The sequence below is a fragment of the Vibrio campbellii CAIM 519 = NBRC 15631 = ATCC 25920 genome, assembly GCF_002163755.1.
Taxonomy (GTDB): domain Bacteria; phylum Pseudomonadota; class Gammaproteobacteria; order Enterobacterales; family Vibrionaceae; genus Vibrio; species Vibrio campbellii.
In genome coordinates, this window is sequence record NZ_CP015863.1 from 1,642,722 (window position 1) to 1,656,417 (window position 13,696).

16 protein-coding genes are annotated in these 13,696 nt (G+C 44.4%); 10 read left to right on the forward strand and 6 right to left on the reverse strand.

Annotated elements, in window-relative coordinates:
* Positions 1 to 11: 11 nt before the first annotated feature.
* Positions 12 to 332 carry an STAS domain-containing protein gene (locus tag A8140_RS07730; RefSeq protein WP_005528376.1) on the reverse strand — a complete coding sequence of 107 codons (321 nt, stop codon included), beginning with the start codon at positions 330 to 332 and terminating at the stop codon, positions 12 to 14.
* 314 nt (positions 333 to 646) lie between these two features.
* On the opposite strand from A8140_RS07730, the gene A8140_RS07735 reads away from it, so the two are divergent.
* Positions 647 to 1,489 (forward strand): DNA ligase, encoded by an 843-nt coding sequence (locus A8140_RS07735; RefSeq protein ID WP_005528378.1) that lies wholly within the window; start codon positions 647 to 649, stop codon positions 1,487 to 1,489.
* A gap of 24 nt (positions 1,490 to 1,513) precedes the next feature.
* Here A8140_RS07735 and A8140_RS07740 read toward each other — a convergent pair whose 3' ends face one another.
* Positions 1,514 to 2,530 (reverse strand): DUF3080 domain-containing protein, encoded by a 1,017-nt coding sequence (locus tag A8140_RS07740; protein WP_005528387.1) that lies wholly within the window; start codon positions 2,528 to 2,530, stop codon positions 1,514 to 1,516.
* A 120-nt stretch (positions 2,531 to 2,650) separates the two neighbouring features.
* On the reverse strand, positions 2,651 to 4,021 hold the full coding sequence (locus A8140_RS07745; protein WP_005528396.1) for an MATE family efflux transporter: 1,371 nt from the start codon (positions 4,019 to 4,021) through the stop codon (positions 2,651 to 2,653).
* Positions 4,022 to 4,302: 281 nt separating this feature from the next.
* Between A8140_RS07745 and A8140_RS07750 the strand changes: the two genes are divergently transcribed.
* Positions 4,303 to 4,914 (forward strand): riboflavin synthase, encoded by a 612-nt coding sequence (locus A8140_RS07750; protein ID WP_005528397.1) that lies wholly within the window; start codon positions 4,303 to 4,305, stop codon positions 4,912 to 4,914.
* Between the two features lie 107 nt (positions 4,915 to 5,021).
* Here the strand turns inward: A8140_RS07750 and A8140_RS07755 are convergent, their stop codons facing one another.
* Together A8140_RS07755 and A8140_RS07760 are read right to left on the reverse strand one after the other, a co-directional pair.
* Entirely contained in the window at positions 5,022 to 5,216 is a 195-nt protein-coding gene (locus A8140_RS07755) for a CPXCG motif-containing cysteine-rich protein (RefSeq protein WP_005427574.1), read from the reverse strand.
* Between the two features lie 251 nt (positions 5,217 to 5,467).
* Complete coding sequence (locus A8140_RS07760) at positions 5,468 to 6,334, reverse strand: fructosamine kinase family protein (RefSeq protein WP_005528398.1); 867 nt, start codon at positions 6,332 to 6,334, stop codon at positions 5,468 to 5,470.
* Between the two features lie 224 nt (positions 6,335 to 6,558).
* On the opposite strand from A8140_RS07760, the gene A8140_RS07765 reads away from it, so the two are divergent.
* The 3 genes from A8140_RS07765 (at position 6,559) to A8140_RS07775 (ending at position 8,974) form a co-directional block, all read left to right on the forward strand.
* On the forward strand, positions 6,559 to 7,527 hold the full coding sequence (locus tag A8140_RS07765) for a response regulator (RefSeq protein WP_005528399.1): 969 nt from the start codon (positions 6,559 to 6,561) through the stop codon (positions 7,525 to 7,527).
* Positions 7,527 to 8,489, forward strand: a complete 963-nt coding sequence (locus tag A8140_RS07770; RefSeq protein ID WP_005528400.1) for a GGDEF domain-containing protein — start codon at positions 7,527 to 7,529, stop codon at positions 8,487 to 8,489. Before A8140_RS07765 ends, A8140_RS07770 begins: the two co-directional genes overlap by 1 nt.
* A 140-nt stretch (positions 8,490 to 8,629) precedes the next feature.
* A complete protein-coding gene (locus A8140_RS07775) occupies positions 8,630 to 8,974 on the forward strand; it encodes a DUF3802 family protein (protein ID WP_005427720.1) in 345 nt (114 codons plus the stop codon).
* A gap of 34 nt (positions 8,975 to 9,008) precedes the next feature.
* Here A8140_RS07775 and A8140_RS07780 read toward each other — a convergent pair whose 3' ends face one another.
* Positions 9,009 to 9,497 carry a C40 family peptidase gene (locus A8140_RS07780; RefSeq protein ID WP_005528401.1) on the reverse strand — a complete coding sequence of 163 codons (489 nt, stop codon included), beginning with the start codon at positions 9,495 to 9,497 and terminating at the stop codon, positions 9,009 to 9,011.
* Between the two features lie 140 nt (positions 9,498 to 9,637).
* On the opposite strand from A8140_RS07780, the gene A8140_RS07785 reads away from it, so the two are divergent.
* From A8140_RS07785 to A8140_RS07805, 5 genes are all read left to right on the forward strand, one after another.
* Positions 9,638 to 11,656: a methyl-accepting chemotaxis protein gene (locus tag A8140_RS07785; protein WP_005528402.1), complete on the forward strand. Its 2,019-nt coding sequence runs from the start codon at positions 9,638 to 9,640 to the stop codon at positions 11,654 to 11,656.
* Positions 11,657 to 11,863: 207 nt separating this feature from the next.
* Positions 11,864 to 12,277, forward strand: a complete 414-nt coding sequence (locus A8140_RS07790) for an NUDIX hydrolase (RefSeq protein ID WP_005528403.1) — start codon at positions 11,864 to 11,866, stop codon at positions 12,275 to 12,277.
* Positions 12,267 to 12,683 (forward strand): NUDIX hydrolase, encoded by a 417-nt coding sequence (locus A8140_RS07795; protein ID WP_005528404.1) that lies wholly within the window; start codon positions 12,267 to 12,269, stop codon positions 12,681 to 12,683. Before A8140_RS07790 ends, A8140_RS07795 begins: the two co-directional genes overlap by 11 nt.
* Complete coding sequence (locus tag A8140_RS07800) at positions 12,680 to 13,150, forward strand: hypothetical protein (RefSeq protein WP_005528405.1); 471 nt, start codon at positions 12,680 to 12,682, stop codon at positions 13,148 to 13,150. Before A8140_RS07795 ends, A8140_RS07800 begins: the two co-directional genes overlap by 4 nt.
* A gap of 50 nt (positions 13,151 to 13,200) precedes the next feature.
* Complete coding sequence (locus A8140_RS07805; RefSeq protein ID WP_005528406.1) at positions 13,201 to 13,695, forward strand: hypothetical protein; 495 nt, start codon at positions 13,201 to 13,203, stop codon at positions 13,693 to 13,695.
* Position 13,696 lies beyond the last annotated feature (1 nt).

The window sequence follows — 13,696 nt, forward strand, 5'->3', positions numbered from 1 at the left end:
TAACCGGTTTTTTAGTGACCTTTTGAATTGACCGGAATCGCGTGATTGATACGTAGCAGGCTCATAATTTCCAATGGTTGTCCCGATACGTTTTCGATGATCATACTGCGTTCACGTTCAACTAGGCGCTTATATAAATAAACAATGGCACCAATACCTGAAGAATCAAGAAATTGGACGTGTTGCAGGTTTATTTCTACTTCCTTGTGATGATCACTGTGAATCACTTCATCAATTTGATGCTGTGCTTGACGGCAGCCTTTTGCGTCTAAATCGCCAAAAAACTCAATGGTTAAGGTATTTGGTGCCGTTTCTTGCTTGCGTAATTCCATGCTTCACTCTCCGTTTGAAGATTTCTTGGGTTCAATAGAGCAGAGAGTGTGCCAATTGTGAATATCTTTAAAAACAGAGGTTTAAACTAATAGCGAGAAGGGTTTCATTTTGAGAATACTTGTGTTCTCAATTTGAGAATCAAATAAACGTAAAAATCCCCCTGTTTTAAAGTGCCAGATCTGTCTGAACTTTATGTGTGTTGTTGCATTTAATTGCGAGTTGGAGTTGCGATTGCTCGAAGAACGTCAATTGTGGTTAGGCGCTTATGAATAGATGCGGTTTAATAGGTAGGCTTTATTAAAAAGGTTTCCTCATGCCATTAAGAATGACATTGATTGCACTTGCCGTGATTGCGTCCGCACAGCCGCAAGCGGGTCCAAATTTACATCCTCCGGTTTCACTCGCGGATTCTTATAGAGACGGAATCGATATTTCCCAATATTGGTACAGCGAGAAGTTGGACGGTATCAGAGCTTATTGGACAGGCCAGCATCTGGTTACTCGTAATGGTAATCGCATATACGCACCGGAATGGTTCATTCGCGTATTGCCCGATTACCCATTGGATGGGGAGTTGTGGGCAGGGCGAGGTAACTTTCATCTTGTGCAGCAAACGGTATTGGATAAGACGCCAATAGAAAGTGCTTGGCAGCGTATCGACTTTATGGTGTTTGACATGCCTTATTCGGCAGGAGACTACAGAAAGCGCTACTACAACATTCAGCATTTAGTGTTTGCAATGGATGCACCGCATATCAAGTACGTTGAGCACCGTGCCATTCAAGATGAGAAACATTTGTTTGAACAGTTAGATCACATTTCGCAATCTGATGGCGAAGGAGTGATGCTTAGAAAAGTGTCAAGCCGTTATCAAGCAGGCAGAGGCAGTGATTTACTCAAATTAAAACGTTTTGCAGATGCAGAAGCGACTGTGATTGGGTACAAGCCCGGCACGGGACGACTATTGGGGATGATGGGAGCAGTGCTAGTTCGGTTGACGGACGGAACCGAGTTTTACATAGGCAGTGGCTTTACCGATGATGTGAGGAAGTCACCGCCAAAGATTGGCTCGACAATCACGTTTCGATACAACGGATATACCCATAACGGGAAGCCTCGGTTCGCGCGATTCTTACGAGAACGAATTTCTCAATGACAAAATTTTTGGGATGTTGTCTCTTCACTGATTACCAACCGCTACACCGCAACGTTTGAATAAGCCTTTCCAGAATTGAACGTGCTCTAAAGTCTCTCTGCGAAATTGTTCATGCGCTTCTTCAATACCGTAACTCGCACCGTGCGCTGCCATTCTACGCTCAACTAAGTTAATCCCACCCTCTAACTGCTGATAAGTGCCATCAACAAAGGCCATGTAAGGTTGCACTTCTGCAACATAGATGGATTGAAACACATTTCTTAAATACCGAAGCTGAGTGGTATCACGGTTAGCACCGCAAATAATTTTGTCTTGGTTTGCTTCGAGCATCTGTGTGGTGTGATTTAACCAGTGAGTCGCATCAATTAATGTGTAATAGAGTCGGCCAATGAGACGCGTTTTTTCTAGCTCTTCTTGGTAGTTTACTATGGTGGTTTCAGGTAGTCGAGAAAGCGTGCGATAAGGGGTTTGGTACATGGCATTCAACACGAAGAAAGCATCCCGTACGTGAGCGACCTGGTCTTTGCTTTCCAAGGGGAGCCACGCGGAGCCAGTAAGTTGTTTGCGCATTGCGTCACTGGTGAGCAGCATGTTGTCGAGGTGGACCGTCAGGTGATGCCATTTCTGATCGTACAATCCGCTGAGCTTTGTACTTTCTTCATCACTTAATGGGTACTCACTCAAGCAGCCATTCAATGTTCTTAGTAAACTGGTTTGATAATCAAAATCGTAAAAAGCGTCTTGCACTTTCCCGAGCTGCGAGTTTTTTTCCGCAATCAAATTGAACAGTCCACATTGACGTAATTGATAACTTTCTAATAACCCAAGCGACAGGCGAGGGAGCTCTTGGAACAGGTCCCGTTTATCAGGGATGGCAATCGCAGGCGAAGCTTCAAGTGCAGATTCCGATACATCTAATACATTCGCTAGGCGTTGGTTGTATTTCTCAAACACTGCTCTCTCTGGGTTGAACCAATCGTTACACCCACTAAGCAAGATTATCGATAGCGAAAGCGTTGTTGCGATAAGTGAAGTTCTCACAGCATTTCCTTTTTAATCACTCAGATAAGTATACCTTCTGACGCCCGAGAGAGATCAAAAAAGCCAGCGAATGCTGGCTTTAAAATGATGCGTTCAAATCGAGTCACGCTCTGATTTGAATTATTGCTGAGAGAAGTTTAACTGTACTTCTGGCTCTTGGCGATGCATCCAACGCAGGCGGATACCCAATAGGAATGCCGCAGAAGAAAGACCAATGATAAAACCTAGCCAGAAACCCTGTGCACCCATGGGCTCAACAATCCAATCTGTACGACCAAGCACGTAGCCGATAGGCAAACCAAGCAACCAGTAGGCAATGAAAGTACGGTTGAAGATAGCACGCATGTCTTTGTAGCCGCGCAGTGCACCAGCTGCAATAACTTGAACCGCATCTGTACATTGGTAGATTGCAGCAAACAACAATAGCACCATCGCAAGTTCAACTACTTCTGGGTTATTAGTGTAGAGCAGGGCAATTTGCTCACGGAATAACACCGTTAGGATAGCGGTCATCATTGCAAGCGCGAGACCGACCATGACGCCCACGCGAGAAGCAACTCGTGCACCATCTACGTTTTCTTCACCCAAGCGGTGACCTACACGAATACTTACTGCCGCACCCACACTCATTGGTAGCATGAACACAAGCGAAGAAAAGTTAATCGCAACTTGGTGCGCGGCAACAATAATTGACCCTAGTGGCGAAACCAAAAGTGCTACCACCGCAAACAGGGTAACTTCAAAGAACAACGCAGCGGCCACAGGAAAGCCAAGTTTGAACAGACGAATTTGTGCTTTAAGTTGAGGTTTATGGAACTCACCAAATAGATTGATGCTTTTTAGGCGAGCTGAAGTTGTCACGTAAAGTAGTAGTAGGCCAAACATCACCCAGTAGACGATCGCGGTTGCAACACCACAGCCCACGCCACCGAGCGCAGGTGCGCCGAATTTACCGTAAACAAAGATCCAGTTAAGTGGAATGTTCAGCATCAAACCGATAAAGCCTATGAACATCGCTGGCTTAGTGAGAGACATACCATCAGTAAAGCTGCGCAAGGTTTGGAACAACAAGAAGGCTGGAACCGCAAAAATAACCGCATGGATATAGCCAATGGTTTTCTCTGTCATTGCTGCTTCGACATCCATTAACCCGAGAATAAACTGGGTCTGGAATAACACTCCAATGATTGGAATGCTGATCAGTAGCGCAAGGACAATGCCTTGTTGGATCTGAAATGGAATCTTAACGCGACGACCTGAGCCATTAAGCTGAGCGACTACCGGCACAAGCGCCATTAATAAGCCCACACCAAATAAAATTGATGGAAGCCAGACACTTGCTGCCACAGAAACCGCTGCCATGTCGGTCGCACTTACGCCACCTGCCATTACGGTATCTACAAAGCCCATCCCCGTTTGAGCGACAGAAGCGATCAACACAGGGGTTGCTAATTTTATAAGACTCGATGCTTCTTCTTTATAGCGATGCACGAAATACTCCAGAGCGGAACAATAGGTTGTAAAAGAAATTATTTGAAAAGATAGGGAGTGCTTGAGGACAAAAGATGTGATGAACTGATCTGATGGTTGATTTTAGTCACTATAAGGTGAAAAAATGCCTCGAAGGAACTCCGTGCAGATGATAAACAATTGTATGCTCCGATGCCATACCTACAACATGTGGAATTTTGGTTAATTGGTAGACGATTGTAAAAATCAGCTGTGGACGTTTGTCTTGGCTATCAATTGCTTCTAACAAATAGGTAAAAAGAATGTTTACAGGAATTGTTCAAGGTACGGCTAAAGTCGTTCATATCGACAAGAAAGATCGTTTTCAAACTCACGTTTTGGTGCTTGAAGGAGCATTAAATGAAGGGCTAGAAATTGGCGCATCTGTCGCGCACAACGGCTGTTGTCTCACTGTAACCAAAATCGAAGGGACTCAAATCAGCTTTGACCTAATGCAAGCGACGTTAGCGTTGACCAACCTCGGTGAGTTAGAGGAAGGCGACAGCGTGAATATTGAGCGCGCGGCTAAGTTTGGCGATGAAATTGGTGGTCATAGCATGTCGGGCCACATCAGTTTGATGGCTGAAATCTCGGAAGTGATTGATACACCGAACAACCGCACGATTTGGTTTACGCTACCGCAAGAATCCATGAAGTATGTACTCGCTAAAGGTTATATCGGCCTCGACGGATGTTCACTGACGATTGGTGAAGTGGAAGACAGCCGTTTCTCTGTTCATTTAATTCCGGAAACACTAGAAAGAACACTATTTGGTCGTCGCCAAGCTGGAGAAAAGATCAATGTGGAATTCGATCCACAAACACAAGCGATTGTTGATACGGTAGAGCGTGTATTGGCCGCGAAGCAGCTTTAGATCTTCGAGCAATAGTTGACTTTGCTTAACCAGGTAAAAGTAACAGAGAAAAATAACAAAGGAGCACTTGAGGCTCCTTTTCTTGTTTCTATTGGGGGGATAAGTTGTTACTCGTAGTTGTCGTCGATGAACAATTCGACTTTCTGCTGCAACTCATCAACTTTCATGTTGAGGTGAATCGCATGACAACAGGCCGGACAGTCATCATAGAACTCTTGGTTACCATTACTTGCATCGAGAGTGATGCCGATTGAGTGCCCGCAGTGGGGACATTTCACATGTCTTTCAGTGTAATTTTGCATACAAAAACTCCTAGTATTGCAGGGCTTTTAATACTTTGTTGTAGAGAAAATACAGCCCTTAGTTACTCGCTTGTCTCTTAGAGTTAGAGATACAACGTAAGCCGAGTTACTTTGAATATTAGGTGCTCTTGTTACTAATTGAGTCGAAATAAGTGCAAAAGTTGACCCCAAACCCAACGTTGGGCTTGGGGTCATTATCTTGGGTGATGTGCGTCGAAATTTTTCACTCAGTAATGATCTTTCCCTTCCAATCAATAAGAAATTATCTTCTTAATTATCGATTGTGCTTGCTCGAGGTAATGTCCTCCAAACAAGTTACAATAGTTGAGAACATGGTACAGATTATAAATATCTTTCCGTTGTTCATATCCAGCTGGAAGTGGTGCAACTGATTCATATCCTTGAAAAAAATCAGGTTGGAACCCCCCAAATAACTCAGTCATGGCGAGGTCGCATTCACGGTCCCCCCAGTAACAGGATGGGTCATAACAGATAGGGCCGGCAGGTGTTAGCGCCACATTCCCGTTCCATAGGTCACCATGCAATAGAGAAGGTTGCGGTGCGTGATGAGATAAAAGCTGTTTCACGACGTCAATAAAGTCATCGATATCGACCAGAGAAACGCCTTTTTCTTTCAGCAATTGAAGCTGCCAGCCTATACGTTGTTCAGCAAAGAAAACACACCATTTTTTATGCCACTGGTTAGGCTGCAGCGTCGAACCAACATAATTGTCGGTATCGAAACCAAATTCTTTCTGTTCTCCCCATAAATGGAGACGAGCTAATTGTTCGCCAAATTTAAAGCTGTTATCGGCATCTTCAAGCGGTTTGGTTGGCAGGTAGTTGAGGATAATAAAGGAGTGCGTCTTGGTTTTACCGACCAAAACAACCTCTGGGACGAATAGAGTAGAGGTCTCACGCAATAAGTGCAGGCTTTCCGCCTCGACTTCGAAGTTGGCCAAGAAATCCCGATCGTTGAGTTTGACGAAATAGCGCTGCTCTCCGTCATTGATCATATAGCTTTCACTTATGTCCCCACCCGAGAGTTTTACCTTCTCAGTTATTTGATATTCGAACATCAAGGTATCAGAAAGCTGCTGCGATATTGCTTGCCACATACAAAACCCCGCTTATCTATTTGACCAACAATAGTTTAGGATAAACGGCGGAACATTGACGCGGGGTGAAGCAAACTTCGACAATAATTTTTCCGCCTATAGTGAAAAATGTTTATAAGTGTGAATCACGTCGACTATAACCCTATGATTTATCGGCCTAACATATGGAGCTATAACAGCACAGCTAGTATTATAATTTTTTTGACTTTAGTTCCATTGGTGGCATGAAAATACTAATTTGTGATGATTCTGCAGTCGCACGAAAGTTGATTACCCGCTCCATCGTACAAGATACATCATTACACCTACTTGAGGCCCAAGACGGCCATGAGGCTTTGAAAATCCTAGCGGAACAAAATATTGACGTTTTGTTCCTCGATTTGACTATGCCTGTCATGGATGGGTTCGAAGTACTAGAGTCGTTACCCGTCAGTCAATACCCAACCAAGATTGTTATTATTTCGGGTGATGTCCAAAACGAAGCCAAGCAACGATGCTTAGAGCTTGGTGCAATGGATTTTATCGCCAAGCCGCTGGCTGAAGAAGAGATCATTCCTCTCTACGAAAAGCTGGGGTTACATTATGCCTTCAGTGCCCACACTAATGCAGAACCCTCACCTGTTGCTGAGGTCTCTCCCTTATCGAAGTTTCGCGAAGTCGCGAATATCGCTTTGGGTAAAGGTGCCGCGATCATGGCTGACCACTTACGAGAATTCATTCAGCTTCCTGTTCCTCATGTAGGCCCTTTGTCTTATGGTGAACTCCATATGACGCTGGTGGACGTTATTGGAAGAGATGGCTCAGTGGCGGTTGCGCAGCGCTTTGTAGGCGGTGGTATTCATGGTGAAGCGCTGGTCTGCTTACGTGGTAAAAACATTAACCAAATTGGTGAGCGCCTTGGGTATCTGTTGGAATTCACGCCACATAATGAAATCATTCTAAACGTATCGAACCTACTGGTTTCATCATTCTTAACTTCTTTGGGAAACCAGCTAGATAAACAGTTTTCCCTGCGCCAGCCTGGCATTGTTGAAACCATCACACCTTACTGTGAAGAAAAAGAAGAATCTGGCGAACTCTTTACCATTGAATACACCTATATGGCAGAATCACTCGACTTTGAGTGTGAAGTTCTGTTCCTGATAGATAAATCATCCGTAGACATCATCTATGAAATTATGGAGCTAATCTAATGTCCGAAATTACGCTGGACATAGCAGACTTTCACTGGGTCACTCAAATACTGGATACCATGGACTCTGGGCTTATTGTTCTCGATCAAGACTATAAAGTCTGTGTTTGGAACAGCTTTATGCAGTCGTATAGTGGTATTTTGTCCCAGAATATTCTTGGTGAGTGCTTGTTCGATCACTTTGAAGAGCTGCCCAGAACGTGGCTAGAAACTAAGCTTAAGACATCTGCAGATTTAGAAACGCGTTCATTCTCTAGTTGGGAAAACCGCCCATACCTTTTTAAGTTCAACAACTTCTCTCCGGTTTCCAACAGCAGTAACTTGATGTTCCAAGATATTGTGATCACACCGCTGCGCTCGTTGTCAGGTGATGTTAGCCACATTGCCATTCAGATTAACGACGTTTCCGAAACGGCGCGTAACCGTATTCATTTGCGAGAGACTAACCAACACCTGTCGGAAATCAGTCGTAAAGACGGCCTTACTGGATTGTTTAACCGAGCGTACTGGGAGCAGTCATTGAAAGAAGAGTTTGCCCAACTCAAAGTCATCGAAGAGTCGAGTTCTCTGGTTATTTTCGATATCGACCACTTTAAGAAGGTCAACGATACCTACGGACATCACACGGGAGATGAGGTGATTCGTCGTACATCTAGCCTATTGCGTAAAACAGCACGCAGCAGTGATATTTGTGGTCGCTTCGGAGGGGAAGAGTTTACGGTATTGCTGCCGCACACCAATCAAGAACAAGCCAACTACTTTGCTGAACGATTACGAAAGCGAATTGAGCAAGAAATCGTGAAAGTTGAAGAGTTTTTGATTAACTACACGATAAGTATCGGCGTTTGCGAGTATAAATCGTATTTTGAGAGTCATACACAATGGCTAAAGAGTGCCGATGCAGCGTTATATCGCGCTAAAGAAAGTGGACGAAATCAAACCTGCAATCATGAGGATGCTTAACCTAATTGGATAAAAACCATGCAGTTAGTGCATCAATGCTTATTAATATGAAATAAGTTAATGAAATTTTCTCGGCATGTCTTACTATTGAAACTAATTCGCTTTCAGCTTCGAAGGCTTGCACAAAACGGAGAAAAACAGTGGTTGTAGAAACCGATGGATATCTCGCTCTAATCGAGCACTTGTCACTCAACTTAGACATTTTCACGTCTGAGATTGGTGACACAGGATCAGAAAGCATTGAAGATGTCGTAACGGACATGGTTGCGTCGAACATCATGGCGATATTCGAACAAAACCCAGAATTGCATTCAAGTGTGCGCTTTAAGTTACTAAAAGAAGCTGATGCGGTAGTGGAAGATTTGGGTGAAGTGCTTGCGGGTGTATGGACGAAGAAAGCGACCAATGAACAGATCGCTTTCCTAGATGAGTACATTGCGTTGGTGAAAAACTTATTTGATACCGCTGTCGCGACTTACGACTGATTTTAATCTTTCGTCATTTCAATCTAAAGGAGAGTTACATGGTAACTCTTCTTACTTGCCAAAATTTCGACGCCCAGTAAGGGTTATCGATTCTAGAAATGATCACGCCTTTTGATGTAGAAGCGTGCATAAACTGTTTATTCCCCAGATAGATACCTACGTGGTAGGTGCTTCTTCTCGTTTTAAAAAATACCAAGTCACCTTGTTGCGCGTCTGACCAACTCATTTCAACGCCTTGCTTAGATTGTTGGCGTGTCGTTCGAGGTAGCGACATTTGGTATGCTTCAATAAATGCTTTTTGCACGAATGCAGAGCAGTCAATGCCGGACTTTTTCGTTCCACCTAATCGATAAGGTGTACCTTCCCATTCATCATAAAAGTCGAACAAACTTTGATTATCTGAGAGGAGCTGAGTTACAGGGAGGGAGTGCCCTACTTGCGTTTCTGGATCTGGGCCAGATGAACAAGCACTAAGTAGCACACTGATTATCAAAGGAAAATAAATACGACGCACATCACCCATCTGTCATCCCTACGACTTAAAACTGAAATATTAATGTCATAACCAATACCTAATATGGGCAGCAAATCACGTTATTGTCTCACTTATGTGACGAACAAACGGAAAGTTGATTCAAACCCGAGAAAGAACATAAATTAATTATGACGACGCGCAAACGTTTACGCTTTTCTTTTTCACTGATTCAGACTATCAGTGCAACATTTTTAACTATCATCGCACTTGTTATAGCCCTTTCTACCGCAAGTTTCAAAGGAATGGAGCAGGTTGGGGAACAATTTGAAGAGTTGTCTCAAAAAGCGTTACCCATGGCAATGGCAAATGCGACACTCACTCGCAATGTGCTAGAACAGGTCAAGTTACTTAACTATGGGATGCAAATTACGGATCCCACTGAGCTACCTCTTACTATTTCACAAATTGAGGCGCTAGCAAAGCAGAGTGATGGGCTAATCGAGCAAACATCCACTGTGGCTGAACATCTCTCAAGTATGCTGAGAGAAAACGTTGCAGAGTTGCATCAAGTCACCAATTCGATCTTATCGAAACAGTCTGCGGTGATTCAGATGCAAAGCGATATTAACGCCGCAGTGGGTGGCTTTCGCTATGGCTTGAGCTCTATCGGGCCGGAGATGAACCGAATTAGTTCGTTCCTCAGTGAGGATAACCCTGAGTCTAGCGACGCAGCGAACCGCTTTATCGCCTCTGCAAGCTCAATGGAGAGTACTTTCTTGCTTATGATGATGCACACCGAGCTAGAGAAAGCAGAGCAAGAATACAGAGAGATGCGAAACCGTATCGCTGGTATTAACCTCGCTTATGATGACTTCAAAGAATGGCATCCTGAAGTGACCGAGTTTGCCAGCCTAACTGCACCTTATGAGATGGTACAGGCTGGCTTCAAAGATGACGGGGTTTTGCGTTTGATTTTGGCGAAACTTGAACTGAGCGAACAGCAAAAGGTCGAGTTTCAACGTGCCTCTCAACTTTCAAACGAAACTATGTATTTGCTCGACCAAGTATCTGATGTCGCGTCTGATCTTATTGATGATCGTAAGTCCATAGTTCACAGTACAATTCAAAACACGAGTTTGACGTCAGTTATATCCGCTGGTGTTATCTCTCTAGTGGTCTTAGTGACGTGGTTTGGTCTAAGAACCTGGATCAACCGGGGCCTCAAGAATATCCTGAGCCGTTTGTCGGCACTGACAGAGCATGATTTCCGAGGTAAAGCGCAAGAGGTTGGACCGTTTGAGTTAAAAGAAGTCGCGCGCAAACTGAACCAAGTTATCGACTCAACGCATGATTCTATTTCTACCGTTACGCGTAACTGTGAAACCTTGTACCAAACCGCTGAGATAAGCCACGATGCGGCCGAACAAACAAATCAAAGCTTAACGGTGCAGAATGAAGCGCTGGCGAGCATGGTGACGACCATTACTCAGTTAGAAGCATCGATTAGAGAGATCGCGACGGTGACGAATGCCTCTTCCGAAGATTCGCATTTAGCGACGGAACACACAGTGACAGGCGTTGCTGTGGTAGAGCAAAACCGTCAGCGTTTGGAATCACTAGAAAACTCACTCAACATCAATGAACACTCCATGATTGAACTCGACCAACGAGTAAAACAGATTCGTGAGATGGTTGATATGATCAGTGGCATTGCCGATAACACCAACTTACTTGCTTTGAATGCGGCGATTGAAGCGGCGCGTGCAGGGGAACAAGGGCGAGGTTTTGCAGTCGTTGCCGATGAGGTTCGTAAGTTAGCCAGTGATACTTCGCAGCAGACCACCAATATTCGTGAAATGATGAATGAGTTAATCGCTGCGGCTGAGCGCTCACGTGAAGCGGTAAATGACTCACGTGAGGAAATGTCTTACGCATTACAGTCGAGTGATGAAGTGAAATCGGCATTCACAGACATTAACGAAGCGGTTCAGCATATCCAGCAGCGTGTCGACCAGATCTCTGTTGCGACAGAAGAGCAAGAGCGAGCAACGGCGGATGTGTCGCAAGCCATTACCCATATTTCTGACCAAGGTGTACATACCAAACTTCAATTAGAATCCATGGTCGAAAGCTCAGAGCAAGTCGCAGACATCGCGGGGCACCAACAAGCGATGCTGCATAAATACGAACTGCATCAAGTGAGTTGAGCCGGCATTAGGCAAGACCAAACAAACTTCCAATACAACCTAAGGCAGGGCGACGTTCGCTCTGCCTTTTATTTTTTTGATTCCAAGAGTGACCCAAATCGCAAATTGATTAACGGCACAAGAGAAATGTGCCATCGGCATTTGTTAATTCTTTGTTATCGCTTCAAGGTTGTTAGAATGTTCCGCTAAATCAAGGGAGTGAGATGAATGCCGAAGCGAGCAAGTTTGATATTAATAAACGAGCACCGAGAAGTTTTATTGATTGAACGAGTGAAGGGCGATAGACACTATTGGGTGTTTCCTGGCGGTAGTGCAGAGGATGGAGAAGTTCTTTCTGAAGCGGCGAAACGCGAGGCACTGGAGGAGACCTCTATTGAACTAACATCGCTCACTCCTGTGTTTCAGATTCAAAATCAGGGCCGAAAGGATCATTATTTCTTATCACATATCGGCACAGCCACCCCTACGCTAGGTAATGGCCCCGAACAACAAAGGCAATCGGCTTCCAATCAATATATTTTGAGATGGGTGAATTTTACTGAGCTAGCCGTGCTTCCTCTCTTTCCAGTCGAAGCAAAACAAATATGCCTTCAGAACGAGGAGGTATTCTTTGGTCGATAAAGCGTGTCCTCTGGTGTTACGAAAACAAAACCGCGAGATTCTTCTTTTCAAACATCCTCTTGCGGGCGTTCAGTTGGTGAAAGGCACTGTTGAACCCTTCGATTGCGACTTCTTCAGTGCGGCAAAAAGAGAATTGGCAGAAGAGTCGGGCATCGAATTGGTCAATCACACAACCTACTTAGGGGCTTGGGAGAGTGGATTTCAGGAGCAACGTTGGCATTTCGTTTTGTGTGAATGTGAAGCGTTGCCGGAACATTGGGTCTTCCACACTCAAGATGATGGTGGACATGATTTCGAATTCTTTTGGCATGAAGTTGCGAAAGACATCTCCTCCCATGCGCACCCTGTCTTTCAGCGTGCTTTAGAGCAGGTTCGTGAGTTTATCCGCATTAGGGCAATTAAATGAAAGTTGAAATTGGTAATCACACGAATGCAGAGTTGCTTCAAGAACTCAAAGAACAACGCGTTCAATTCAATGCGTTTGCCTTGCAGCTATTTGAAGACCAAATGATACAAACCAAACAACGTGGCCAGACATTGTCTGTATTGGTAATAACGCCTTCGGATTTGGGGGCAACTTTTGGCGCAACGCTGGCTGAGCTTCTTGATCATGCAGCTCTGAGAGATCTAGAGCCTTGTCCGCTCGCGGTCGCACCATACTTGTTACTTCAAGATATTTTGCTCACAAAAGATGAATACGTAACGCTCGCTTCTTTGTCTATAGCTAAAGAGAAGACCTATCCTAGAGGTTTGTATCTGCGTAAGCGGGATGATGGTTTGTGGCTAAGAGGCTACCGATGTGATGATGATTTTATTTTTCCGCCTTCAATGAAGTTTGTGTTCATTGACTTAAAAGCACCACAAGAGGGATAACTTTGACCTACGTTTACCATCGCGTACCAAGCAATTTGACGGGAGACCGATTGAAACCTCTTAACTGCTTGAAAGCGTCACATCCAAACTTGTATCAACAACATGTTCAGAAATACGAGTATCGCCCGCAAGCTCTACAGCGTCGTATTCATGGGTTGGATTGCTATTGGAACGACGTGCTTCACTTTACGCCGATTCATCCGGGCAAGGTACTAGAGGGATTGAGAAAGTGTGGCCTTGAGACGACAACGCTAGGTCGTTGGTTTCGATTTGATGTGAGAGAACTCGGCTTTGATCAAACCAATACCGTGATTTTCTGGTCGCCCAATCAAGAATTTGGTGATTGGAAAGAATCAAAAGAGGATTTTATGCCTTACAGAGAGACCGAACTTTCACAACTCAGCGAACTTCCGAGCAAAACGCTGTGCTTTTATCAGGAGCGAATCGATAAGGAAAAAGTGCCATTGTTATTCTTTCGTACCCCTCACGTACTGTTTAAAGGCACTCTCGCTCTCAAAAATGGCGTCGAAATTACAATTATTTAGC

Bases quoted from the DNA above. Each gene is read 5' to 3' on its own strand.
- A8140_RS07730 (WP_005528376.1), bottom strand. From the start codon at position 332: ATGGAATTACGCAAGCAAGAAACGGCACCAAATACCTTAACCATTGAG.
- A8140_RS07735 (WP_005528378.1), top strand. From the start codon at position 647: ATGCCATTAAGAATGACATTGATTGCACTTGCCGTGATTGCGTCCGCA.
- A8140_RS07750 (WP_005528397.1), top strand. From the start codon at position 4,303: ATGTTTACAGGAATTGTTCAAGGTACGGCTAAAGTCGTTCATATCGAC.
- A8140_RS07755 (WP_005427574.1), bottom strand. From the start codon at position 5,216: ATGCAAAATTACACTGAAAGACATGTGAAATGTCCCCACTGCGGGCAC.
- A8140_RS07760 (WP_005528398.1), bottom strand. From the start codon at position 6,334: ATGTGGCAAGCAATATCGCAGCAGCTTTCTGATACCTTGATGTTCGAA.
- A8140_RS07765 (WP_005528399.1), top strand. From the start codon at position 6,559: ATGAAAATACTAATTTGTGATGATTCTGCAGTCGCACGAAAGTTGATT.
- A8140_RS07770 (WP_005528400.1), top strand. From the start codon at position 7,527: ATGTCCGAAATTACGCTGGACATAGCAGACTTTCACTGGGTCACTCAA.
- A8140_RS07780 (WP_005528401.1), bottom strand. From the start codon at position 9,497: ATGGGTGATGTGCGTCGTATTTATTTTCCTTTGATAATCAGTGTGCTA.
- A8140_RS07785 (WP_005528402.1), top strand. From the start codon at position 9,638: ATGACGACGCGCAAACGTTTACGCTTTTCTTTTTCACTGATTCAGACT.
- A8140_RS07790 (WP_005528403.1), top strand. From the start codon at position 11,864: ATGCCGAAGCGAGCAAGTTTGATATTAATAAACGAGCACCGAGAAGTT.
- A8140_RS07800 (WP_005528405.1), top strand. From the start codon at position 12,680: ATGAAAGTTGAAATTGGTAATCACACGAATGCAGAGTTGCTTCAAGAA.